General features: G+C 45.8%; 25 protein-coding genes. 2 read left to right on the top strand and 23 right to left on the bottom strand.

Features of this window, described 5'->3' with window-relative positions; all coding sequences use genetic code 11:
• Positions 1-128: 128 nt before the first annotated feature.
• Both R7190_RS13650 and R7190_RS13645 read left to right on the top strand, forming a co-directional pair.
• A complete protein-coding gene (locus R7190_RS13650) occupies positions 129-1388 on the top strand; it encodes an outer membrane protein transport protein (RefSeq protein WP_186584741.1) in 1260 nt (419 codons plus the stop codon).
• A 309-nt stretch (positions 1389-1697) separates the two neighbouring features.
• Positions 1698-3014: an outer membrane protein transport protein gene (locus tag R7190_RS13645; protein WP_042522518.1), complete on the top strand. Its 1317-nt coding sequence runs from the start codon at positions 1698-1700 to the stop codon at positions 3012-3014.
• A gap of 74 nt (positions 3015-3088) precedes the next feature.
• On the opposite strand, the gene R7190_RS13640 is transcribed toward R7190_RS13645, so the two are convergent.
• From R7190_RS13640 to flhB, 23 genes are all read right to left on the bottom strand, one after another.
• Positions 3089-3862 carry a VacJ family lipoprotein gene (locus R7190_RS13640; RefSeq protein WP_186584739.1) on the bottom strand — a complete coding sequence of 258 codons (774 nt, stop codon included), beginning with the start codon at positions 3860-3862 and terminating at the stop codon, positions 3089-3091.
• Between the two features lie 216 nt (positions 3863-4078).
• Positions 4079-5293 (bottom strand): c-type cytochrome biogenesis protein CcmI, encoded by a 1215-nt coding sequence (gene ccmI / locus R7190_RS13635; RefSeq protein WP_186584737.1) that lies wholly within the window; start codon positions 5291-5293, stop codon positions 4079-4081.
• Positions 5293-5778, bottom strand: a complete 486-nt coding sequence (locus tag R7190_RS13630; RefSeq protein ID WP_005380519.1) for a cytochrome c-type biogenesis protein — start codon at positions 5776-5778, stop codon at positions 5293-5295. The genes ccmI and R7190_RS13630 overlap by 1 nt, the downstream gene beginning before the upstream one ends.
• A complete protein-coding gene (locus R7190_RS13625; RefSeq protein ID WP_005380518.1) occupies positions 5775-6329 on the bottom strand; it encodes a DsbE family thiol:disulfide interchange protein in 555 nt (184 codons plus the stop codon). Before R7190_RS13625 ends, R7190_RS13630 begins: the two co-directional genes overlap by 4 nt.
• A 1-nt stretch (position 6330) precedes the next feature.
• On the bottom strand, positions 6331-8307 hold the full coding sequence (locus R7190_RS13620; protein ID WP_186584735.1) for a heme lyase CcmF/NrfE family subunit: 1977 nt from the start codon (positions 8305-8307) through the stop codon (positions 6331-6333).
• On the bottom strand, positions 8304-8789 hold the full coding sequence (gene ccmE / locus R7190_RS13615; protein WP_005380516.1) for a cytochrome c maturation protein CcmE: 486 nt from the start codon (positions 8787-8789) through the stop codon (positions 8304-8306). The genes R7190_RS13620 and ccmE overlap by 4 nt, the downstream gene beginning before the upstream one ends.
• A complete protein-coding gene (ccmD, locus tag R7190_RS13610; protein WP_005380515.1) occupies positions 8786-8992 on the bottom strand; it encodes a heme exporter protein CcmD in 207 nt (68 codons plus the stop codon). The genes ccmE and ccmD overlap by 4 nt, the downstream gene beginning before the upstream one ends.
• A gap of 11 nt (positions 8993-9003) precedes the next feature.
• On the bottom strand, positions 9004-9747 hold the full coding sequence (locus tag R7190_RS13605) for a heme ABC transporter permease (protein WP_005380513.1): 744 nt from the start codon (positions 9745-9747) through the stop codon (positions 9004-9006).
• A 109-nt stretch (positions 9748-9856) separates the two neighbouring features.
• Positions 9857-10525: a heme exporter protein CcmB gene (gene ccmB, locus R7190_RS13600; protein WP_005380512.1), complete on the bottom strand. Its 669-nt coding sequence runs from the start codon at positions 10523-10525 to the stop codon at positions 9857-9859.
• A 1-nt stretch (position 10526) separates the two neighbouring features.
• Positions 10527-11144, bottom strand: a complete 618-nt coding sequence (gene ccmA / locus R7190_RS13595) for a cytochrome c biogenesis heme-transporting ATPase CcmA (RefSeq protein ID WP_005380511.1) — start codon at positions 11142-11144, stop codon at positions 10527-10529.
• A 290-nt stretch (positions 11145-11434) separates the two neighbouring features.
• Positions 11435-11929 (bottom strand): DUF2802 domain-containing protein, encoded by a 495-nt coding sequence (locus R7190_RS13590; protein ID WP_025998721.1) that lies wholly within the window; start codon positions 11927-11929, stop codon positions 11435-11437.
• Between the two features lie 13 nt (positions 11930-11942).
• Complete coding sequence (locus tag R7190_RS13585; protein WP_005380507.1) at positions 11943-12437, bottom strand: chemotaxis protein CheW; 495 nt, start codon at positions 12435-12437, stop codon at positions 11943-11945.
• 35 nt (positions 12438-12472) lie between these two features.
• Complete coding sequence (locus R7190_RS13580) at positions 12473-13549, bottom strand: chemotaxis protein CheW (protein ID WP_171344353.1); 1077 nt, start codon at positions 13547-13549, stop codon at positions 12473-12475.
• Positions 13539-14318: a ParA family protein gene (locus R7190_RS13575; RefSeq protein ID WP_005380505.1), complete on the bottom strand. Its 780-nt coding sequence runs from the start codon at positions 14316-14318 to the stop codon at positions 13539-13541. Before R7190_RS13575 ends, R7190_RS13580 begins: the two co-directional genes overlap by 11 nt.
• An 8-nt stretch (positions 14319-14326) precedes the next feature.
• Entirely contained in the window at positions 14327-15439 is a 1113-nt protein-coding gene (locus tag R7190_RS13570; protein WP_005380504.1) for a protein-glutamate methylesterase/protein-glutamine glutaminase, read from the bottom strand.
• A gap of 29 nt (positions 15440-15468) precedes the next feature.
• The gene (locus tag R7190_RS13565) at positions 15469-17703 is read right to left on the bottom strand and encodes a chemotaxis protein CheA (protein WP_186584733.1); all 2235 of its coding nucleotides are present in this window, start codon (positions 17701-17703) and stop codon (positions 15469-15471) included.
• A gap of 9 nt (positions 17704-17712) precedes the next feature.
• The gene (locus R7190_RS13560) at positions 17713-18453 is read right to left on the bottom strand and encodes a protein phosphatase CheZ (RefSeq protein ID WP_005380502.1); all 741 of its coding nucleotides are present in this window, start codon (positions 18451-18453) and stop codon (positions 17713-17715) included.
• Between the two features lie 118 nt (positions 18454-18571).
• The gene (gene cheY, locus R7190_RS13555) at positions 18572-18940 is read right to left on the bottom strand and encodes a chemotaxis response regulator CheY (protein ID WP_017635949.1); all 369 of its coding nucleotides are present in this window, start codon (positions 18938-18940) and stop codon (positions 18572-18574) included.
• Positions 18941-18985: 45 nt separating this feature from the next.
• Complete coding sequence (locus R7190_RS13550) at positions 18986-19720, bottom strand: RNA polymerase sigma factor FliA (RefSeq protein ID WP_005380499.1); 735 nt, start codon at positions 19718-19720, stop codon at positions 18986-18988.
• A complete protein-coding gene (locus R7190_RS13545; RefSeq protein WP_005380498.1) occupies positions 19713-20600 on the bottom strand; it encodes a MinD/ParA family protein in 888 nt (295 codons plus the stop codon). The genes R7190_RS13550 and R7190_RS13545 overlap by 8 nt, the downstream gene beginning before the upstream one ends.
• Positions 20601-20614: 14 nt before the next feature.
• Positions 20615-22132: a flagellar biosynthesis protein FlhF gene (gene flhF / locus R7190_RS13540; RefSeq protein WP_085569739.1), complete on the bottom strand. Its 1518-nt coding sequence runs from the start codon at positions 22130-22132 to the stop codon at positions 20615-20617.
• Between the two features lie 28 nt (positions 22133-22160).
• Positions 22161-24260 (bottom strand): flagellar biosynthesis protein FlhA, encoded by a 2100-nt coding sequence (gene flhA / locus R7190_RS13535; protein WP_025998722.1) that lies wholly within the window; start codon positions 24258-24260, stop codon positions 22161-22163.
• 210 nt (positions 24261-24470) lie between these two features.
• Complete coding sequence (gene flhB / locus R7190_RS13530; protein ID WP_005380490.1) at positions 24471-25601, bottom strand: flagellar biosynthesis protein FlhB; 1131 nt, start codon at positions 25599-25601, stop codon at positions 24471-24473.
• Positions 25602-25604 lie beyond the last annotated feature (3 nt).

Raw genomic sequence — 25604 nt, 5'->3', positions numbered from 1 at the left:
TCTGCAATTTTTATTCAATTTTATCCAATGGTCGGATTTGTCCAAGCAATTATTGATACTACTATCTGCGCCACTGAGCAAAAGCTCAATTTATCGTCCAAAGAGACGAATCTAATAAGGAAAAACAAATGACTCAGAACACGCGTCTGTTTAAAAAGACTCTCCTAGCAGTAACGGTAGCTTTTGCCTCAGGTCAATCGATGGCAGCGGGTTTCCAAATCAACGCTCAATCAGCAACTGGCATCGGCCGTGCATTTGCTGGTGATGCAGTAATCGCAGATAATGCAGCAGTAATGGCTCGTAACCCAGCAGCAATGGCTCTGTTTGATAAAATGGAACTTTCGCTAGGTTTCGAAAGCATTACTTCAATGATTGAAGTGAAAGATGCGAAATATAACGTTAATACTCCTTTGGGCTCCAATACTGTAAGTGTTGCTGATACTGATGATGTGGGTGATACGTCAATAGCTCCAAACATTCACCTAATCGTTCCAGTAAATGACAAGTTTGCATGGGGCGTAAACGCATACTCTAATTTCGGCACTAAAACTGAATTTTCAGATAACTACACCGCAACAGAGTACGGTGGTCTTACGGATGTAAAAAGCTTCAACTTTGGATTGGCGGGTTCTTACCGTTTAAACGAACAATGGAGCTTTGGTGCTGGTTTAGATTTAATCTACGGCCAAGGCACAATGAAGCGTACAACTAGCTCTTCAGTCCCAAGGGTTGGCGGTCAAAAAATTCTGGACGTAGATAAAGCTGATGGTTGGGCTGTTGGTTTTAACGTAGGTACTGTGTACGAACTAGATGAAAACAACCGTTTTGGTCTAGCGTATCGTTACAGCCCTGAATTTACGGCGAAAGACGACAAAGGTCAGGAAATCACGCTACCTCTACCAGATATGGCCGAGTTTTCTGGTTTCCACAAAATCCAAGACACTAAGTTTGCTGTACACTACAGCATCCAATACATCGGCTGGAAAGATTTCGACCAAATTGATTTTGAGAACCTAAATCAGGGTTTACTTAAAGGTGGTTACTCGAAAGACTATCAATGGCAAGATGGCTGGCACTACGCAATTGGTGGTACTTACTACCTAAACAACAACTGGACACTTCGTGCTGGTTACATGTACGACACAAGCGCTCAAGATAAAGTAACGTCTATCTCGGTACCAGACTCTGATCGCCAGTGGTTCTCCACAGGTTTCTCTTACCATATTGATAATAGCTCAAACATCGATTTTGGCTTCACGTACTTGTTAGGTGAAGATGTAAAAGTTAATGAGAATACTCAATTATCTCCTGTTCTTTCTACCGGTGTAACAGCAACAACTCATGCTGATGCAATTCTATTCGGCTTACAATACAGCCGTAGCTTCTAAACGCTTCGCTGTTAGTTAGTAGAAAAATACTTTATATAAAAGGCTGGATTTCCAGCCTTTTTTCATATCTGCGATTTATTGCCCACTCAATTTGAGTGAACACGTGTATCTAAATCTCACAATTAGGACGCACAGCTGTTCGCTGAATTCCGTTTACAAGCCTTTCACAGTTAGATTATTAAACCGCACAAATAACATTTAAAAGCATAATATTCCAAATGACCACTTACGCTGGATTTTCATTTCTAAAGTAAAAACTCTACCTTTAAACTTTTGTCCCACGTTATAAACAAATCAGCGAACATTCGAATGAAAACCAACAAGACTCTTCTATCAACAGCAGTGGCATTAAGCCTACTTGGCGCAACGGGCATGGCTAACGCAGCAGGTTTCCAACTTGCTGAATATTCTGCAACAGGCCTAGGTCGAGCATATGCTGGTGAAGCAGCAATGGCTGACAACGCAAGTGCACAATGGCGTAACCCAGCAATGCTAACTTATTTGGAAGGCACTCAAGTGTCCGTTGGTGCAATCTATGTGAACCCAAATATTGATATTGAAGGTGATGTAAACTTCCACGGTAGTACTTCTTCTGCATCTTCAGATGATTTCGCACATGATGCAATCATTCCAAACTTCTACCTATCACACCAATATAATGAGAAATTCGCGATTGGTTTGGCATTTGGCACCAACTACGGCATGGAAACCGATTTAGGTAAAGGCTTTGGTGCCTCGCACTTCGGCAATGAAGCAAGCGTAACGACAATGGAAGCGAACTTGAACGCAGCTTACAAAGTCAATGAATCAATCAGCGTTGGTGGTGGTATCCGTTACATCATCGGCGAAGGCAGCTTTGGCGCAGCAGCTCCTAAGAATAACGTTGTAGGGTTAAATCCTGAAACTAATCAACCAATCAGTGTTCCTCAAGGTACCGCTCTAAAATACATGGAAGGTGACGATACCGCTTGGGGCTGGCAAGTTGGTACAGCATGGCAGATCAATGAAAATAACCGTATCGGCTTCGCGTACAAATCTGAAGTTGAACTGAAGCTTGAAGGCCATGCTGAAGGTCTTGGTTTTGGCTTCGGTACTTCTGAACGCGACAACGGCTACATGTATCTAAACCTGCCTGCAACGGCTGAGTTGGCAAGCTTCCACCAAGTAACAGACCAACTTGCGTTACACGCAAGCGTTAACTGGACGGATTGGAGCTCTTTCGAGAAATTGGAAGCACGTCTAGATACTGCAGGCACGCATATGGTTAAAGTAGAAAACTGGGAAGATAATTATCGCTTTGCTGTTGGTGCTACTTACCAGCTTGATCCTAAGCTAGCGCTACGCACTGGTATTGCATACGATACTTCAGCGGTAAGCGACAAAAACCGTACGATCACTATTCCAGAAACTGACCGCACTTGGCTAAGTATTGGCGCAACGTACGATTGGACGAAAGACTTCAGCCTAGACGCTGGCTTCACCTATATTTTTGCGAAAGACGCACCAATCGTTGAGTCTCGTGGTTACAAGTCAGACGACACTGCAGAACAAGTCGGCGGCCAATTCGTAGGCGAAACTACGGGTAATGTTTGGCTAATCGGTGTTCAAGCAAACTACCGTTTCTAACCAAGCTGCAAAATACAAAAAAGGCTTAGTATCAGCTAAGCCTTTTTTCATTTCTCTATTGTGAAGAACAACGCTTAAAAGTCTTCTAGATATTCATCTAAATACTCTTCTTCTTCGATGTTAACTGCTTCTACCGTTTCAACTTCTGCTTTAAAGTTTTGACGCTGGATATAAACATCGCGAGTTAGAATATATGGATCCGGCGACGAGTCTAGCTGCGCTTCTTGCGGTACTAATAAAGCACGCTTCTCCATTCCTTCAAACGCCCACTTACCCAAACTCGCCCAGAAGTTGAGATAAGAGAGGGGTAAATACGTACTATCTACGGTATCTGTCACTTCACGTAAGGTATACGGACCATAACCCGGAACCATGAAGTAAGGACCATTTCCAACACCATAGTGGCCTACCGCATCACTGAACGCTTTCTCGTCGTACTTCGTAATACCCGCGGCACTTGCAATATCGAATAAACCGAAAATACCGAACGTCGAGTTAATCCAAAAACGGTTAAAGTGGTCCACGGCTTTCGTACCATTACCCATGATTAAGTTATTAACCATGCTTGCTGGCTCATCTAAGTTCGATAAGAAGTTAGCGATACCAGAACGAATAGGAACTGGCGTGTATTCTACATACGCAAGTGATACAGGACGAACCAAATACGGATCTAAATATTCGTAGTTGAGTTCCCACATGGTTCGGTTAAAGCCTTCCAACGGGTCATACACATCAGAAGTCGTTTGATTTGTTTCTTGTCCTGTTACTGCTTCATCAGGCGCACTTGAACAGCCAACCAGTCCAACGGCTAACAGCAACAAGAAGGTAGATTTACCCTTGTTATACATTTTATTTTCCATAACGACTATTAATGTACCTAAGTCACCCCGATTAACCATTGTACGTATGTTGAGCAGGATACATAGTAAAGATGACTCAGATATGGGAATAAATAAAGGCCAGCAATCGCTGGCCTTCGGTATTCTACTCGATCGTTTAGAGTCATACCACTAAAGGCAACTGACTCTACCTCGTTGTCATGTTTCAGAGACAGATGTTAACAATTAATACTGCTGATCAATGGTCACTTCTACTGGTGCGCCAAATTCAACGACGTCACTTTCTCCGTGCCAATCTTGATCACGCGTTGCTACGTTACCGTCAGAATCTACACGCACACGGACGATTAGCTTATCGAGTGAAGATAACTTTTGCCCTTGCATCATGGCATTGCCATCATCTAATACGACTGTGCGAGGGAAAGTACCTAGCGGATAACGAGCAGCAGCCACAGGCATTGGAGAGCCATCTGAACGATGTACTGACACAATCAGAACTGCGTTTGGATCCAACTGAGCATTTGGTGCCACATTAATTGTCACAGCTACACTCTTATCCGGTGAAACCGCTTCGCCCATTTGCTTACGAGCACTCTCAATACTGCGTGACAACATCTCGTAGCGGCTATCTTCTGGACCAATCATTTGCTGCATGATTCCCCAGTACTTTATGGCTACCGGGAAGTCTTGACGCTCAAACGCATCGAACGCTAACAAAGAAAACACACGCAGATCGACATAGTCTTGCTGCATCAGCTTGCCGAGTAATGAGCGAGCCGTCGCTTGATCCATTTCCTCTTGAGACAGCATCAGAGCTTGTGCATAACCCAACATCACATCTGGGTCTTTTGGCTCTAGGCGGTACGATTTTTCCATCGCATCGATAGCTGTGGTGACATCACGATTTGCTAACGCAATACGACCTAGCAGTAACCAACCTGTCGAGTCTTCCGGCTGGTAATGTAAGCGAGTTCGAAGGGCTAGGGTCAAATCCGCCATTTCATCGTCACTCAGCGGCTCAGAAGAAGCCGACATCAGCTTTTTCGATAACTCAGGTAGATTTGCAGACACTTCTTGCCATTGAACAATATCGTCTGACGCGCCAAATTTATAATACAAGCCATAGCTCAGCACCACCGTCAGAATTACCGATGGAACTAAAACCGCGATTGGAGAAACCTTGGTTTCTTTTTGCGCTTTATCACCAGGGATATCATCAAGCAGTGATTGCTTTAGATCAGAAATCAGTTCGTCTTCACTTTCAACCAGACCTTCGTCAGTTTCTTCTGCAAGCTCAGATAGTCGGTCTTTATAAAATGCCTTGTTGAGCTCATCGCGTAACACATCATCATTGTTCGCTTTTTGTTTAAGCAGCGGCAAAGCCACCAGCGCACAAGCAATAAGCGTGAGAGCAACGGTGGAAATCCAAAATAGTGTCATTACTTCTTATCTCCGTTGTTCTCTTCTTCAAGCAATGCTTTTAAACGAGCTTCTTTTTGCTCATCCCATTGCTCGTCACTGCTCGCTTTTGCCTTAACTTTAGATTTACGGCTACGCAGCACAATCAAACCAAAACCACCCAGTACTACAGCGAGTGGCCCTAGCCACAAAATCGCAGTCGCGACCGTAAATGGTGGATTGTAAGTCACGAAGTTACCGTAACGGGCGATCATGTAATCAACAATCTCATCTTTGGACTTACCTTCTTTGGTCATTTCGTACACCTTATGGCGTAAGTCCTGAGCAAGTTCAGCGTTAGAATCCGAGATCGTGTTGTTCTGACATTTAGGGCAACGGAGCGTATGGCTTAACTCTTTGAACTGCTGTTCTTGTTCCAAATTATCAAACTCGTACACTTCAATGGCCGCATGAGCAGCAAGAGATAATGTCATCGCAGCAAAAACGGCAAGAATTAGCTTTCTCATTGCTTCGCCTCCTCAACCAATTTGTTGTAAAGCGGCTCCAGTGTTTCTGACCAATTACGTGGGTTTACATCCCCTACATGGCGATAGCGAATCACACCATTTGCATCAATAATGAATGTTTCTGGAGCACCATAAACACCAAGGTCAAGGCCAAGCATACCACTGCCATCAAATAGGCTGATCAAGTACGGGTTGCCGAGATCATTCAGCCAACCTATTGCTTTATTACGATCATCTTTGTAATTCATACCGATGATCTTAACGCCCTTACCCGCCAATTCGTTTAGGTATTTATGCTCTGCATAACACGTTGGGCACCACGTTGCCCAAACGTTCAAGAGCAACGGTTCACCTTTAAAAATTGATTGGTCGTACTGTTTTCCAGGCTCAGCCAGATCTTCTAAATGAAATTCAGGAACTGGCTTACCAACCAAAACCGACTCCAATTTAGTTGGATCATCGCCCTCTTGGTTACGCATTAATTGGGTTGCGAAAATGCCCGCTAGAATCATGAAAGCGACAAGCGGAATAAATAAGATTTTCTTATTCATGTTATGCCTCCTGCTCTTTTGACTTCGCGTTTTTCTTCGGCGATTTACGGAAGCGGTAGCGTTTATCAGAAATCGCTAGTGCGCCGCCTAATGCCATAATCAAAGAGCCAGCCCAAATCCAACGAACGAACGGTTTATAGTAAATACGAACAGCCCAAGATCGGTTGTCGTCTAAACGTTCACCCATTGCAATGTATAGGTCGCGGCTAATACCACGGTCAATGGCTGCTTCAGTCATCATAGACTTAGCCGTACGGTAGAAGCGCTTCTCTGCGTGAAGCGTATTCACGTATTTGCCATTGTGTGTGATCTCAAAGTCTGCGATGTAGCCATCGTAGTTTGGACCATCTTTATCACGCAAGCCTGAGAAATAGAAATCATAGCCTTGAATTTGGAAGTGTTCACCAGGTGCTAAACGTACATCACGCTCGATGCTGTAGTTCTGTACCATCGCAATACCGATAACAGATACCGCCAGACCAACATGACCCAACATCATTGCCCAGTGGCTACGTTGCAGCTTGCGAACACCTTCACTAAAGTTATGACGGTGCGTTGCGCGCTCGTACAGTTCAAAGCCATGCATCGCAATAATCCAAATCGCCATCACCCAACCAATGTAAGCCATGGTTGAGAAGAAATCGGCAAACAGGTACACGCATAGCGCGGCCAAGGCGAAAGCAAGCACACCTGAGACGAGCATTGGCTTCACAAGTTTAGATAAATTGTCTCGCTTCCAACGAATAAGAGGGCCAATACCAAGCAGGAAAGCAAATGGCATCATTAACCACGCAAATAGCATGTCAAAGAATGGCGCACCGATAGAGACCGACCCCAAACCAAGCTGCTTGTGTACGAGCGGCAACAGTGTCCCCACTAACACCACAACAAGAGCGGCGATAAGTAATACGTTGTTGGCTAAGAGCGCATTTTCACGTGAGACTAAGTCGAAGTTACCTCGTACACGCACTGCTGCCCCTTTTACGGCAAACAGCAATAAAGAGCCGCCGATAACGAAAACGAGGAAGCCTAGAATAAACATACCGCGCGACGGGTCAGACGCGAACGCGTGCACCGATACTAAAATACCGGAACGGACTAAGAAGGTGCCCAACAAACTCAACGAAAATGCAGAGATTGCCAATAGTACCGTCCACGCTTTAAATGTGCCGCGTTTTTCTGTCACGGCAAGAGAGTGCATTAATGCGGTACCCGCTAACCAAGGCATGAATGATGCGTTTTCTACTGGGTCCCAGAACCACCAGCCACCCCAGCCAAGTTCGTAGTAAGCCCACCAAGAACCTAGTGCGATACCAAGTGTTAAGAATACCCAGGCTGCGGTTGTCCAAGGACGAGACCAACGAGCCCAAGCCGTATCAAGGCGTCCGGTCATTAGGGATGCGATCGCAAAAGAGAATGCAACCGAGAAACCAACATAGCCCATGTAAAGCATTGGCGGGTGAACAATCAAACCAGGATCTTGAAGCAGAGGGTTCAAGTCACGTCCGTCAACCGGGAAGAACGGTAACGTACGTAGGAATGGGTTTGACGTTAGGATGATAAACAGTAGGAAACCTACTGAGATCATGCCCATAACAGCAAGTACACGTGCAACCGACTCTTGCGGCATACCACGACTAAACGTCGCTACAGCGACAGTCCAAGCAGCTTGGATTAAAACCCATAGCAACAGTGAACCTTCGTGCGCACCCCATACTGCGGTTAAACGGTAGTACCAAGGAAGCTGACTATTCGAGTTGCTCGCTACATACTGTAACGTGAAGTCGTTGGTATAAAATCCCCAACATAAAATGGCGAAAGAGAACAACAGCATCAGGAACATAGACCAAGATAGCGGTCGCGCTGTGTTCATGAGCATGGTGTTATTATTCGATGCTCCCCACAATGGCAATACGCTCAACAGCACAGCCATTGCAAGCGAAAGAATGAGAGCAAAGTGACCGATTTCAGCAATCATTGGCCGCTTCCTTGTTTCTGTTCGGTGCTGTATTGAAGCGGTTCATGCGTTTTCTTCATCGCTTCTGCAATTTCTGGTGGCATGTATTCTTCATCGTGCTTCGCTAGGACCTCAAATGCCTCAACTGTCGTGGCATCTTTCAGTACACCTTGAGCAACAATACCCTGCCCTTCGCGGAACAAGTCAGGAAGAATACCGTCATAGGTAATCGTCACTTTCGGACCGACATCGTGCAGGTCAAAACTCACTTTCAAAGAATTAGGATCTCGACGAACTGAGCCCACAACCACCATTCCACCGATACGCAGACGCTGGCCTACTTCTGGCTTGGTGCCATCTGGCTTACCATTAACCAATTCCGTTGGAGTGTAGAAAAGGTCCATATTTTGGTTAAGCGCATAAAGTATCAAACCAATGGTGGCACTAATACCGATAAAGATCGCTAGTACAATACCTAGCCTCTTTTTACGTCTCGGGTTCATAAGGTGTTCTCCATGTTCTTCGCTGCGTCGATACGAGCTTGACGGTCAATTTTTGCTTTCACTTCTTTCAATAATGCATCACCGCGGCGAAGGCTAGTGATCAGAAGAATCAGCATGGATAAGAAAGTAATACCAAACGCACTCCATACGTATGATGCGTAGCCACCCATGGCAAAAAAGTCGCTCAGAGATTCAAAATGCATAATCAGTTACCTCACTGAGTTTGTTCTGTTGCGAGTTTGCGCACCCAGGGGCGGTGACTTTCTTTACTGATGATTTCGTTACGAAAACGGACCATCGTCACGGCACCAAAGAAGAACGCAAAGCCAAAGATGTTCAGCAATAACGGCCAAAGCATGTCGGATGAAATAGAAGGTTGTTCAAATTTCGTGATCGTCGCACCTTGATGAAGCGTGTTCCACCATTCCACGGAAAAGTGAATGATAGGTAGGTTTACTACGCCTACGATCGCTAAAATACCAGCAGCTTTTGCGGCGGTTTTTTGATCGTCAAACGCATGGTAAAGCGCAATCACACCAAGGTAGAGAAATAGAAGAATCAATTCAGATGTAAGACGGGCATCCCATACCCACCAAGTGCCCCACATAGGCTTGCCCCAAACAGCACCTGTAAGTAGAGCAATAAAAGTAAATACTGCACCAATCGGAGCCATCGCAAGTGCCGCCATATCAGATAGGCGAACTTGCCATACTAGGCCAATAAATGCAGCGATCGCCATCGACATATAAACGCCCATAGACCAAATAGCTGATGGGACATGAATGTAGATGATTCGGAAACTGTCACCTTGTTGGTAATCTGAAGGCGCAAATGCAAGCCCCCAAACCGTACCAACCGATAAGCATACGAGGGCCAATACAGAAAACCAAGGCAGAAACTTACCACTCAAACGATAAGCTGCTTCTGGCTTGGCATAAGGATGTAGCCATTTCCACATGTTTTGTTCTCACTCTTACTTCAGGGACACTGTCTAAAGGGTTGAGACCGTAGCAGTGCTTTAATAATAATTCTTTGATCAAGCGCCGCTTCATTGGCACTTTATTGAGTTAGTTAACACTAACTCGCAATGCGGCACTGATGGCAAAAGGCGTTAATGTCATCGCCCCCATTAGCATCGCACCTAAAATCGCTAGTTGACCGTTATACGCCATACCGAGTGCCGCAGCATCAATTGCCGATGTTGCGAAAATCAAAATTGGGATGTAGAGCGGAAGAATAAGCAAACTCAAAAGAACGCCACCCTTTTGCAACCCAACAGTCAACGCCACACCAATGGCGCCAATAAAACTTAGTGTTGGTGTACCGATCATCAAGGTTAATACAACCGATAGCCAAGTATTGAAGTCGAGCGAAAGTAAAACCGCCAATAATGGGCTAATTAAAATCAGAGGTAACCCTGTTAACAACCAATGTGCTATGACCTTTGAAACCACGACAAGTTGCAATGGAATCGGCATTAGCATCATTTGTTCTAGTGCACCGTCTTGAAAATCATCACGAAATAGACGCTCTAATGATAATAAGGCGGACAGCAATGCGGCAACCCAAACGATGCCCGCTGCAATACGTGCTAACAAATTAGGTTCTGGTCCAATACTCAGAGGAAAGAGAGTAATGACAATAATAAAGAACCACAGCGGGTTCAGAATGTCTGCCTGACGGCGAAATGCGATTAAGAGCTCACGACGAATGATGGTGGTCATCGAGGAAATCATATCAGTCACCCAGCTTTATTTTTCTAAGTTTCGGGCTGTCCGCAAACATATCTTGATGCGTCGTCAACACAACAATACCGCCATTATCAGCATGACTTGCGAACAAAGATTCAAGCACCTTGACACCTTGCTTATCAATGGCAGTCAACGGCTCATCTAAGATCCATAAAATTTGCTTACTGAGCCATAACCTTGCCAATGCGACTCGTCGTTGCTGACCTGCGGAAAGTTGTGCTACAGGCACATCTTCTCGGCCAGCTAATCCTACTTGAGTCAAAGCGATGAAGATTTCTTCGTCTGAAGAGCGATTATTTTGAATAGATTGATAAAAACGTAAGTTTTCTAATGCGGTAAGCTCTCGTTTCACTCCTGTTTGATGTCCTAAGAAAAGCAGATCTTGATGGAAAACATCACGAGATTTTTCAACCTCTTCGCCTTTCCATTTAATGACACCTTCTTCTCTATCACCTAACCCTGTCACAATCCGTAGCAATGTAGTTTTACCAGTACCATTACGCCCTTCGATCTGGACCAATTCACCAGGCTTAATTTCAAACTGCAGGTTTTCAAACAGAACCCTTTCATCACGGATTGCTGTCAGGTTAGACACTTCTAACATAGAGCTTCAACTAAAAAATGAACGAGCCGCTATATTAGCACAGCTTAGTTATGACAAAACAGGATAAGAGGGCTAGGTTACATGTAAGTTCATGTATTTTTGTTAATTAATCATCACACTTTAATAAAATTAACTATAAGTAGTTATAAGCGCTCATTTTGAATTTGAGAGGCCAGAGCTAAGAGCAAGATCGACTGAAGGTTATCTAGGGGTGTATTTAAGAAGAGCATTAGCGGCTAAAAACAAAAAAAGAGGCGTAATAACGCCTCTTTTTTATCGCTTGATAACCTTTAGCGTCGACGACGTCCACGCGCTGGATATTCTGCGTCATCTGATGGCTGACCACTTAATGGTGGAATCTTCTCTTTCCCTGCCAGTTTCTTCTGCAGTGAAAGCATCAACTCAGCTTCGGCTTTTGGTAGTTCGCACTCTTCAATCAGCTCGTTGATATCAGCGCCAAGCTGTACCATTTTAGAAGCGCGACTGTACAAGCGACCATCAGTATCAGCGTGTTCGAGTTCGCGAATTCTCTCGTTTAAGTGCTGGATAATGTCTTGTTGCTCCGTCACTTTTTGCCCAAGACCAACGACAACCGAGCGCACTTCGAGTAACTGCTTACTCAACTTTTGCACTTCTTTATCTGCGTGTCGAGATTGAGCTCGTTGTTGGTCTAACTGCTTTTGTAACCCCGAGCGAATCCGCAGTTGCAAAACAACCAATACTAACACGATAAAAGCGACGCCACCCGCAAGGAATGGAGCAGATAAAAGAGTCTCTTCAGCCATCATCATTCAGCCATTAAAGGTGAGCCATCTCGTCCCACTCGTCATCTGTTAGCAGCTTGTTCAAATCCACAAGGATAAGAAGCTTGCCGTCACGGTTGCTCACACCCTGGATGAACTTCGCACTCTCGTCGGTACCAACTGAAGGCGTCGTATCAATTTCAGAAGAACGCAGATAAACGACTTCTGCCACGCTATCTACTAAGATACCAATCACTTGACGCTCAGACTCGATCACAATAATACGAGTGTTGTCGGTGACTTCGCCTTCCATCAGGCCAAAACGTGAACGTGTATCGATAACAGTAACTACATTACCGCGTAGGTTGATGATACCAAGTACATAATCTGGTGCACCTGGAACAGGGGCAATTTCAGTATAACGAAGTACTTCACGAACTTGCATTACGTTGATGCCGTACGTTTCTTCTTCTAGCTGGAACGTCACCCACTGAAGAACTTCGTCATTCGATGCATCTTTCTTCACTTCTACTTCAAAAGCTTGAGACATAGTTAATCCTCGTTAATGTCGTTCCCGACTTAAATCTAATTCAGTGATTTGACATCTAAACCGGCGTTTAGCATGTCAATGAGCGCCTGGACATGAATTAAGGCACACATTTTTTCTTTTACCATGCCCGCTAGCCAAGGGCGTTTACCCGCCTGCTCACGCCAGCGAACCTTGTCGATATTAAGCGTTTCAGTCCCCATTAATTGGTTACTGGCCAACCCCCACATGCTCTCACCAAGCATGACGACATATTGGTAGTTATCTTTATAGCTATCATCACGAAGCTTATCTGCCATCACCCATTTCGCGGTATCGATGACATCAAACTGCTGCTCGCGATTTGTTTGTAGCCCCAAATACCAGGCGGGTTTTCCTATCAAATGGTTAAGCTCGCTAATGCGATGAATACCACCTAATTCATCAAGAGGTACAGCAAACGTGACACCATTCACATCAAAGTAAAGAACTTGGAAGTCCTCACTTCGCTTCGTGCTTTCCCAGACCGTTGGTATATCGGAATCTGCTTGTGTTTCGAGTTCAGTATCGACGTTCGATTCTATATTGATACTTTGTTCGATCACTGCGTGAGGTTCATCCACCTCTGGTTGCGCTTCCTCAAAAACTGGCTCATCAATCACCCAGTCCTGTATTTCCTCAACACCCTGAAGCTCAGGCACCTCACTAAAGGTTTGTACCTCAGGCTCAGCCGCTTTTATCTCTGCGGCAATATCAATCGTATTTTGTTCAAGAATACTATCAATATCCAACTCAGCCACTGGGTTGCTTGCTTCAAGCTGACTTAATAGCCTTTGAACATCTTCCAGGTTTGGAGCTTCCAACTCTGGCGGATATGTTTCTTGAAACTGGTACGTTTCTGGCTCCGAGTATTGTAGCTGTAATTCTGGCTCTGGCTCTGGCTCTGGCTCTGGCTCTGGCTCTGGCTCTGGCTCTGGCTCTGGCTCTGGCTCTGGCTCTGGCTCTGCAGATGATACTTCTTGAGCCAACAGGTCAAGGTCTTCCTCAAGAGTCGTTATTTCAGTTTCATCATCCAGTAATGCATTAAAGTAGTCATCAAGTGCTTGTTCACTGGACAGCACATCATTACTGCTCATCGAACGCCAACCTCTCCAGATAAATCAGTAGCTGTTTATAGGCAAACACACCACGACTACCAGATGCAAAATGCGACGCTGGCAAGTGCTTTAAACTGGCATCGCGGAACTTGGTATCAATAGGCACCGCTGAGGTCCACACTTGATTTGGGTAATCTTTTTTCAGTTGCATCAATGTCTGCAATGACGCTTTCGTGCGCTTATCGTACATGGTTGGGACGATAGTCACTTTGAAACCGCCCGGGCGAGATTTTTGCATAATGGTTAGCGTACGCATCATGCGCTCTAGACCTTTCATCGCCAAAAACTCTGTTTGAACAGGAATCAAAATTCGGTCACTGGCTGCCAACGCGTTCACCATCATCACGCCAAGGATTGGCGGACAATCAATCAACACATAGTCATAGTCTTGTGAGACAGTTTGCAGCGCCCGTTTTAAGATTAATCCCATACCACTGCGATTACCCATTACGCGATCAAGCGTGGCAAGGGACATATGCGCGGGAATGATATCCATTCCTTCCAGCTCTGTTTCTAAAATCAACGGCTTAACCGTCTCACGAGAAAACGTCTTCAACTGGAATAAATCAAATAGGCTCGAAGTTACTGCATCAGGATCATAACCGAGATAAGTAGTCAGTGAGGCGTGAGGATCAGTATCAACCATCAATACTCGATGGCCTTTCTGGCTCAATAAGCCCGCCAATGTCACTGTTGAGGTGGTTTTACCCACGCCTCCTTTCTGGTTAGCTACACTCCAAACAATCATGATGAATCCTAAGCTAGGCCAACTTCCACCAACATGCGTTCAGCAATGCGGTCAAGCGGTAAATCTTCTGAAGAAATGCCTGCTTTAGCAACCGCTTGGGGCATGCCATAAACAACACAACTTTCTTCATCTTGTGCCCAAATTGTTGAGCCTGAAGACTTCAACATGCGAGCGCCCTCACGACCGTCTGCACCCATGCCTGTCAACACTAAAGAGAGCACTTTGTCGCCATATACTTTTGCGGCAGAACCAAAAGTCACATCCACACATGGTTTGTAGTTCATGCGATCACCGCCATCAATAATGCGAAGACGAGCAGCGCCCGCTCGTCCATCTACCATCATTTGTTTCCCACCTGGTGCAAGGTATGCCACACCGGGCTGTAACACATCGCCATCTTGTGCTTCTTTCACTTGAATCTTACACAAGGTGTTCAAACGACTGGCAAACGCAGCAGTAAACGTTGCTGGCATGTGTTGAATCAATACAATCGGATGCGGATAGTTCATCGGCAAACGCGTCAGAATTTTTTGTAGAGCAACGGGGCCACCTGTTGATGTGCCAATTGCCGTCAGTTGATACTTCTTACCAGAAGCACGGTACTTTGTCGCAGCAGGTCGAGTTGGTGTTGGAGTCACAGGTGAAGCCGTTCTTGAACCTAATGATCGAGTAGTCGTGCTGGTACTCGCTGTTGGGCGAGCGATAGGTCGACGCATGAAAGCGCGCTTCGAGGCAATCTGAATCACACGCTGTTGAAGTAATGACACCGCTTCTTCACGGTTACGCGCAATGTCCTCAAACTTTTTCGGTAAGAAGTCCAATGCGCCCGCATCTAGCGCATCAAGCGTAGCTTTCGCCCCGTCGTGGGTCAGGGACGAAAACATTAGAATTGGCGTTGGAGCAGCGGCCATAATTTCACGTACAGCTGTAATGCCATCCATCACTGGCATTTCAATATCCATCGTGATGACGTCAGGTTTGAGAGATTTGGCTTTCTCAACCGCCTCTCTACCATTTACCGCAACGTCAATCACTTCTAGGCGCGATTCTGAGTTGATGATTTCGCTCACGCGACGTCGGAAAAAACTCGAATCATCAACGACTAGTACTTTAATCGCCATCTTATTCCTTTTAATAACGTCAGCTTTGCTTAAAGGCGTGAAGCCGCAGCATATCGCTTAAGTAAATCAGGCACATCTAGAATTAATGCAATATGGCCATCGCTAGTAATTGTCGCACCAGCCATACCTGGAGTGCCTTGTAATAGATTATCGAGTGGCTTAATAACCACTTCTTCTTGACCAATAAGCGTATCCACAACAAAACCAACGCGCTGGTTACCAATCTGTACAATCACCACGTGACCGTGACCAGTACGCTCTTGAACGTTTTGCGATTTGGATGCCAACCAGTTTTGTAAGTAAAATAGTGGGATAGATTTCTCACGCACAATGATCGTCAGCTGACCATCTACCACGTTTGTACGACTAAGATCCAAGTGGAAAATTTCACTCACCGAAGCCAGTGGTAGAGCAAAAGGATGACCGCCAACACCAACCATCAGAGTCGGTAAAATCGCTAACGTTAGTGGTACTTTGATCGTAATCTTAGTGCCCTTGCCTAGCTCAGAATCGATATCGATTGAACCGTTTAAGGTATTGATCGCCGTCTTAACCACGTCCATACCCACACCACGACCAGAAATGTCAGAAATTTTATCTTTACTTGAGAAGCCAGGTGCGAAGATAAGGTTGAAGCACTCTTTATCTGTTAAACGTGCCGCCGCATCTTCATCCATCATGCCACGCTTCACCGCGATGCCACGCAGTTTGTTCGGGTCCATACCGCCACCATCATCTACGATGGATAGTTCAATATGGTCCCCTTCTTGCGATGCTGACAAAATCACTTTACCTGTGCGTGATTTGCCTGCCTTCGCGCGTGCGTCTGGCATTTCAATACCGTGATCAACCGAGTTACGCACCAAGTGAATCAACGGATCGGCCAATGCTTCTACAAGGTTTTTATCGAGATCGGTTTCTTCACCGCGCATTTCTAGCACGATGTCTTTATTTAGGTTACGAGCCAAGTCACGGACAACGCGTGGGAAACGGCCAAACACTTTCTTAATTGGCTGCATACGCGTTTTCATTACCGCGCCTTGTAGATCCGCAGTTACCACATCAAGGTTAGCGACCGCTTTGGACATCTCTTCGTTGTCGCTATTCAAACCAAGGCTTAGTAGACGGTTACGCACCAATACGAGCTCACCCACCATGTTCATGATGGTATCAAGCGTCGAGGTATCAACACGAACGGTTGCTTCAGCCTGAGGTTTTTTAACCGCTGGTGCTTTGGCTTCTTCTTTTACCGCGACTGGTTTAGATTCTGGCTTTGGTGCTGGCGCTGCTTGAACAGGTGCTGGCTTAGCAACAGGCTCAGGTTTCGCAGGGCTTTGCTCTACGTTTGCTGAAGCAGGCTTCGTTGCCATGTCCAATTCTTCTAGCGTTGGACCTTTACCTGAACCATGTAGCTCATCGAGTAACTTTTCGAACTCTTCGTCCGTCATTAAGTCACTGTCTTGATTTGATGAAGATGCCACTGGAGCGGAAGGCTCTGCCGCTTTAGGTGGCTCTACTGGTACAGATGCAGCAGCCTCTGCCGTAGAAGGGCTTTTTCCTACACCGTGCAGTTCATCGAGTAAACGTTCAAACTCATCATCAGTGATATCACCACTTTCAACTGATGGTGCACTCGATTGAGGCGGTTCAGATGGCGTTGTAGGTGTCGCAGACATTGAGTTGCCTGGCGCTGAACCTTTACCATGAAGCTCATCCAATAGCTTTTCGAATTCGTCTTGGGTAATTTCATCAACAGAGCCGACACTTGATGGTGCTGACGGTGCAGCAGGTTCTTCGATGATAGGCTCGGGAATAATAGGTTCTGGAGTAGCCACTGGTTCTTCAACTACGGTTGCCGCTACTTCATCTTCTGACTCAGGTTTGCATAGACGATGAAGTTCTTCAAGAAGCTCAGGGTCCGCAGCTTCTAACGGCTCACGATCTTGAACAGCCTGGAACTGGGTATTAACCGTATCCAAGGCTTTTAGCATCGTATCCATTAAGTTTTGCGTTACCGTGCGTTGACCGTTTCGTAAAACGTCGAACACGTTCTCCGCACCATGACAAGTATCGACTAGCTCTGCCAATGAAAGGAAGCCGGCACCGCCTTTTACGGTATGAAACCCGCGGAAAATAGCATTAAGTAAGTCTTTGTCTTCTGGGTTATTTTCCAATTCAACCAACTGCTCAGAAAGCAGCTCGAGAATTTCCCCAGCCTCAATGAGAAAGTCCTGAAGAATATCTTCGTCTAAATCGTAGCTCATACGTTACCTTTAAAATCCAAGACTGGACAACAAGTCATCGACTTCGTCCTGCGATGAAACCGCATCTTCTCTCAGTTCTGGATGAAGAATCGGGCCTTCGGCTTCGCTTGTTTGTGTATTCTTTTTATCTGCCGGTTCTGACAAAACTTGAATGTGTTCTTCAAGTTTATTTCCAGAGAATACGGTTAGGATTTCCACTAAGCGGCCTTCAACTTCATTAACCAACGTAATTACGCGGCGAATGATTTGGCCAGTTAGGTCTTGGAAGTCTTGCGCCATGAGAATTTCGGTCAATTGGCCGCGCAATTCAGTGCTGTCACCTTCGACTTGCACTAATAGCCCGTCAATTCGGTGGCACAGTGCTTTAAATTCGCTTAATTCTATGCGCCCGTGCATGAGTTCATTCCATTGAGGACGAACTTTTAGAAGGCAATCATGCAGGTTATCAGCGATAGGAAGGCAGCAGTCGACCGCATCCATTGTTTTGTTGGCTGCAAGCTCTGTCTTCTCGATCACATAATTGAGACGATCCCTAGCGTTAGGGATTTCGTCTTTCGCAATTTCGGTCATGCGCTGATCGAGACTGAACTGCTTGAGTGATTCGTGAAGGTCTCGAGTTAACGCTCCAATTTCTTGCAGCATTGGGTTATCGGCACCTTCGTAGATCGAGGCAACAAGCATATTGGCTTGGTCTTGTTCCCCGTTTTCTAGCATTTGAACGAGTGACTTCGCCTGCTCTAGTGAGATCATTCTGAATAGACCCTTTTACGTTTAGTTCTTCTTATCACTTTGAAAACGCTAAACGAGTCATTTAATAGGTATTTAATAATTGGTATGAATGACTCGAATAACAAAGAGAAAGAGAGAGTTATAAACGCTCGAAAATTTTATCTAATTTTTCTTTTAATGTTGCAGCAGTAAATGGCTTAACAATGTAGCCGTTTACACCTGCTTGAGCAGCTTCAATGATCTGCTCACGCTTCGCTTCAGCCGTGATCATTAGAACTGGCAGATGCTTAAGTTCTGCATCCGCGCGGATGTGTTTAAGCAAATCGATGCCTTGCATACCTGGCATGTTCCAGTCAGTTACAACAAAATCGAAGTCACCTTTTTTCAGCATTGGTAATGCGGTTAAACCATCGTCCGCTTCTTGAGTGTTATTGAAACCCAAGTCACGAAGCAGGTTTTTAACAATACGGCGCATTGTTGAGAAATCATCAACAATAAGGATCTTCATGTTTTTATTCAAAATTGCCTCCACTGAATCGTAAAATCAGTGTTTTTAGTCATTTTGTGTCCACGCACTGAGCTTGGTACGTAAACGTTGCATCGCTTGACTCAGTATTTGACTTACGCGAGATTCGCTTACGCCTAACACATCGCCAATTTCTTTCAAATTGAGTTCTTCATCATAATAAAGCGAAAGAACCAAAGCTTCACGCTCTGGAAGCTGTTTTATTGATTCAACCAGTGCTTTTCGAAATGATTCATCAACTACCCCTTTGAATGGGTTGCTGTCATCGGTTTCATCCGCCGGTGAAATCACATCATCAGAAACGCCTAAATCTTCAATACCGACTAATTTTGAGCAGTTGATATCGGTAAGAGCACTATGATATTGATCCAGTGTCATACCGAGATGCGTGGCTACTTCAGAATCAGTAGGATCTCGATTTAATTCGCCTTCCAGCTCCGCAATCGCTTGGTTAATCTCTCGATTATTTTTATGAACAGAACGCGGTACCCAATCGCCTTTACGCATGTCATCTAACATTGCGCCACGAATACGGATACCTGCATAAGTTTCAAAGCTCGCACCTTTAGAACCATCATAATTCTGCTGAGCTTCGATAAGACCGATCATGCCGGCCTGAATTAAATCCTCTACCTGAACACTCGGCGGTAAACGGCCTAGTAGGTGGTGAGCAATGCGCTTAACCAACACTGAATAACGTTCAATGAACGCCTGCTGGCTATTAAATTTGCCATGTTGGTCATAGGTTATCGCTTTATTCACCAAAAGGGTCCTCTGCGAATTCGGTACGATTTAGCAACCTTTCCACAAAAAATTCCAAGTGTCCACTTGGTGTTTTCGGTAGTGGCCACGTCAACGCTTTGTTTGCTAGTGAGCTGATAGCTAAAGCGGCAGGCGAGCGTGGGAACGCATCAACGACAATTTTTTGTCTTTTTACAGCCTGTCGTACTTTATCATCTAATGGAATACATGCTACGAGTTCAAGGCTAACATTCAAGAATCGCTCTGTGACTAGTGTCAACTTTGCAAACAATTCTCGCCCTTCACGGTAGCTTCTGACCATATTTGCTACAACTTTAAAGCGTTGAACTTGGTGTTCTTTACTCAACAGCTTGATTAATGCATAGGCATCTGTGATTGACGTCGGTTCATCACACACAACTACAACCACATCTTGAGCTGCTCGCGAAAAACTGATTACCATGTCAGAGATACCAGCAGCGGTATCAATCAGCAGGACATCCATTTCGTCTTCAAGACTACCAAATGCTCGGATGAGTCCGGCATGCTGAGCGTGAGAAAGCTCTGTCATGCTCTGTGTGCCAGAAGTTGCAGGAATTATCTTTATACCATAAGGCCCTTCGACAATCGCATCTTTTAGCTCACATTCACCCGCTAAGACATGTCCTAGATTACGTTTTGCACGAATTCCGAGCATCACGTCCACATTGGCCAGACCTAAATCAGCGTCGAGAACCATCACCTTCTTGCCTTGGCGAGCCATACAAATCGCCAGACCCAGTGTTACGTTTGATTTCCCCACACCACCTTTGCCGCCAGTAACAGCAATCACTTTGGTCAACGATGGTTGTGTTAAGCGACGGAGGCCGCTTGCTTGATCGTGTATCATATTCTCAGTCATAGTAGTCCGCCGCCTTAGAGTCCTTCACTGTCACTGTTCCAAAAGTGAGGTTCGTTCTCTGTCGACTTCTCTAACAGTTCATTTGCTTTCGCAAGCATATATTTTGGTTGCGCTATCACAATGTCTTCTGGTACGCGCTGACCATTAGCGATGTAAGCTACTGGCATTGCGTTTTGAATCACTACACTGATGAATTCGCCTAGGCTTAATGACTCATCAAGCTTCGTCATAATACAACCCGAAAGTGGTATACGTCGGAAGTGATCCAGCGTTTCTTGTAGAACACGACGTTGTGCGGTAGCCGGCAAAACAAGGTAGCTGTGAATCACTTCTCCGCTCTCTTGCATTAGAGTGTCGAGCTGCTCGGAAAGCCTCACATCTCGTTGCCCCATCCCTGCCGTATCGACCAAAATCAGTCTTCTGTTTCTTAGCTGATATATAACATCGGCTAACTCGTTAGAATCTTTAGCAACTCTTACGGGACAACCCATGATTCTTCCGTAAATTGAGAGCTGCTCATGTGCACCTATGCGATATGTGTCTGTTGTCACAAGGGCCACATTGTCGGCACCGTATTCCATGGCTGCGCGTGCTGCGAGTTTCGCTACGGTTGTTGTTTTCCCAACCCCCGTCGGACCCAACAATGCGACTACGCCACCACGTTTTAAAATGTCCTGTTTAGGAATATTGATTTGATCCGCCACCAGCGACAATAACGCTTTCCACGCTCGCGCTGGCTTTGTATCTTCCGGGATATAACAGGCCATCTGGTCTGCTAACTCCGGAGAAACGCCCATTCGCTCTAAGCGCTTAATCAGCATAGCTCTTAGCGGCTCACGGCGTTCTACTTCTTGCCACATCAGGCCAGAAACTTGGTGCTCCAACAGACGACGAATTGACGTCATCTCTTCGCGCATGCTTTCTAGCTCATCGGCCGATTCGTCACGCTCATCACTTGGGCGACGTCGGTCATAGCGCGTCGGGTCCAGCTTGGGCGTCGGACGTTCAAATCGATTGTCCTGTGCGATTAGCTTCGCCAAAGGTGAATCTGGTTGATATGGCGCTGGCTTTTCTTGGTTGTAGCCGTCGCGATGCTTATTTTGGCGTTGCAGCAAAGCAGAGAGCGAATCTTCATTTTCTGCTACGTGATCGTCAGCATCTGCTGCACCACCGCTATATTGCTTAAGCATATTAGCGAATCGCTGCGTCATTGAGCCTGTTTTTTCATTGTTACTGTTATTACTGTTCAGGCTAATTTTATCTTCATCTAAATGACGATCTTGGTAACGATCAGCAGAAGACGATGACATTTGACGATGTTCGTTATAGCGATTCGATTGAGAAGCACCGCGATTTTGCTGTGACGCTGCGCTTGCTTGAGACGGATTAGATTCACTATCTATCGCCGCAACAATCGCTACTCCACCAGCCACTTTCTTGTTTGACATGATCACCGCTTCCGCGCCTAAGTCCTCTTTCACTTGGAGCAGCGCCGTTCTCATGTCTTTGGCAAAAAATCGCTTTATTTTCAAACTATGAATCCATTAATGATGCGTGAGATCAGTTACCCACGGCTTGCACAATTCTGATCTGTTTTTCATCCGGGATTTCTTGGTAAGACAGTACCCGGAGATTAGGTATTGTGTTCTTCACAAATTTCGCCAACGTCGAGCGTAATACACCGGAAGTAAGCAGAACGGCAGGTTCGCCTTTCAGTTCTTGTTCCTGTGTCGCTTGGCTTAGTGAAGACTGCAATCGCTCAGCGAGTCCCGGTTCAATCCCCGCGGATTCGCCTCCTGATGCTTGCATAGTTTGATGCAATATTTGTTCCAGTTCGGGTATCAAGGTGATCACTGGTAACTCAGGCTCTATACCATTGATTTCTTGAACAATTAGACGTTTAAGACTAATTCGAACTGCTGCCGTCAATATGTCAGCTTCTTGACTCTTACTTGAGTACTCAGCCAAAGTTTGAACAATCGTGCGAATATCGCGGATTGGAATGGCCTCGTTTAACAAGTTTTGTAGGACTTTCACCACCACACCTAATGGTAATTGGTCAGGAACAAAGTTCTCGACCAACTTAGGCGCGCTGCGTCCCAACATTTCTAATAAATTCTCTACTTCTTCATGGCCAATTAGCTGTGATGCGTTGTTGGTCAATAGCTGGCTTAGGTGCGTCGCTAATACCGTTGATGAATCAACAACCGTATAACCCAGAGCCTGCGCGTGCTCACGCTGATCTTCTCGGATCCATACGGCTTCCAGTCCAAAAGCAGGGTCAATGGTTGGTTCACCATCAATCATGCCATACACCTGACCTGGGTTAATCGCTAGCTCTTGATCCGGACGAATCTCTGCTTCGCCCACCGCAACCCCCATCAATGTAATTCGGTAACTGTTTGGGGTCAGCTCAAGATTGTCACGAATATGAACCGCTGGAATTAGGAACCCAAAATCTTGCGATAACTTTTTACGCACGCCTTTTACGCGCTCTAGCAGTTCCCCACCTTGGTCTCTGTCCACCAAAGGGATTAAGCGATAACCGACTTCCAAGCCAATAATATCGACTGGCTGGACGTCATCCCAAGACAGTTCGCGCTGTGAGGAAGGTTCTGTACCTTCGTCTGCTGTTGCTGGTAAAGCGGGCTCTTTCGCTTTCTGCTTCTGCCGTTTGTCGATGAAATATGCCGCTGCACCGGCCGCGACTGCCAGGCTCAAAAACGCAAAGTGTGGCATGCCCGGTACGATGCCCATCACACCAAGAATAGCCGCAGTAATCATCAGCGCTTTTGGGTTGTCGAACATCTGGAAGACCAGTTGTTCCCCCATGTCTTCATCGGTGTTTTGGCGCGTCACCATCATTGCCGCTGCAATCGACAGCAATAGCGATGGGATTTGTGCGACCAAACCATCACCGATTGTCAGTAAGGTATAGATTTCAATCGCTTCACCGAAACCCAATCCATACTGCGCCATACCGATCGACAGACCGCCGACGATGTTGATAAACAGAATCAAAATACCGGCAATCGCGTCACCTTTTACGAACTTCGAGGCACCATCCATCGAGCCATAGAAATCCGCTTCTTTGGTCACTTCAAAACGACGAACTCTTGCCTGCTCTTGGTCTATCAATCCGGCATTCAAGTCGGCATCAATCGCCATTTGCTTACCCGGCAACGCATCAAGCGTAAAGCGAGCACTTACCTCAGAGATACGACCCGCACCTTTGGTCACCACCATAAAGTTGATGATCATTAAGATGAGGAAAACCACTAGGCCGACCGCGTAGTTACCACCAATAACGACGTTACCGAACGCCTCAATTACGTTACCTGCCGCATTACCGCCTTCATGACCATGCAGTAAGACGACACGAGTCGAGGCAACGTTCAAAGCCAAGCGGAGCAACGTGGCGATCAGCAATACCGTTGGAAAAGCAGCGAAGTCCAAAGGGCGACGTGTGTAAACGGTCACTAACAACACCACCATCGACAGCGCGATGTTAAAGGTGAAGAACATATCCAGCAAAAATGCTGGAATCGGCAGTACCACCATCGCTAGGGTGGCCAAAACCATCACCGGAGCACCAATAGCTGGCATTTCACGTTGAGGGATTCGTGGCAATTTATCTGCAAACGGCAGGCTTAACTTCATACTGCGAGAGATCTCAATCGATTGAAGCGTCACGTAAGCTCTTACTATTAATACGCGACCGCTTTAGCCTAAAAGTTTAGGTAGGGTTGATAATTAAAGCGTTTTAAGCAATCTATGTACCATAATTAGCGCCAAAATAATGACTAAACACTCAAATAGAGCTTAGCTTTTGATCAAACGAGCTTTTTTAAGGCTTTACCGCTTTTCGTATCAATGACGGTGCTCGGGCGGGATTGGCAAATCATAATCTTGAATTTTCGGGCGCTGTCCACCTCGTTTTCGGTATTGCTTCAATTGGAATACAAATGCCAAAACCTGAGCGACGGCAGTAAATAACCCATCGGGGATCTCTTGCTCGAGCTCTGTCGTGTGGTACAACGCACGAGCCAAAGGTGGTGCGGGCACAATCGTAATGTCATGTTCGCGGGCGACTTCTCGAATCTTCATCGCCATGTGGTCAGTACCTTTAGCGATCACGACTGGCGCACGGTCTGTCTTCTGTTTATAACGAAGCGCTACCGAGAAGTGCTCTGGGTTAGTAACAATAACATCAGCTTGAGGAACGTCCGCCATCATTCGACGTTGAGCCGCTTCCCTTTGCAACATACGAATACGGCCTTTCACTTCCGGCTTACCTTCAGTCTCTTTGTATTCGTCTTTGACTTCTTGCTTGGTCATTTTTAACTGATCGGCGTGCTGCCAAATTTGAAATGGAATATCGATGGCAACCACAATCAATAGCGAGCAACTGATCAGCAAAATAAAGTTCAGCAAAATATCTAAAGCATGGAAGATGTTTTGCGGATACACATCCATGCTCAATTGAATCAGATCGGCCTGCGATGCTTGGATCAAATAGATGGCGACACCAGTGACCAGAACCACTTTAAGGATTGATTTGATCAACTCTACCCAGCTTTGCATGCCAACCATTCGCTTTAAGCCGCTAAGTGGATTCATTTTCGACAGCTTGGGCATGGCCGCTTGGGCAGAAAAACTGATTCCTCCCACACCTGCTGCTCCAATCATGGCGGCGGTAAACAATGTCGCTAACACCAAAAATAGTGGGAACAACAAATCACTCATCGCGCCCAAAGCGATATCAAACAGTTTTGCAGTATCGAAAATCTCTTCTCGTTGAAGATCAAATAAACGGCTCATGATGGAAAACAATGAACGTGCTAACGCCTCGCCAAACCACATCAATGAAATGGCGCCAACGATCAGCACAGATGCTGATGCAAGCTCTTTAGATCGAGCGACCTGCCCCTTTTCTCTGGCTTGTTGTAACCGTCGGGGCGTGGCTTCTTCGGTGCGTTCCTGACCGTCTGATTCTGCCAAATC

Source organism: Vibrio sp. 1078-1 (genome assembly GCF_033340475.1).
Note: the sequence above shows the minus strand (reverse complement) of the source record. Positions and strands in the feature narration are given on the sequence as shown.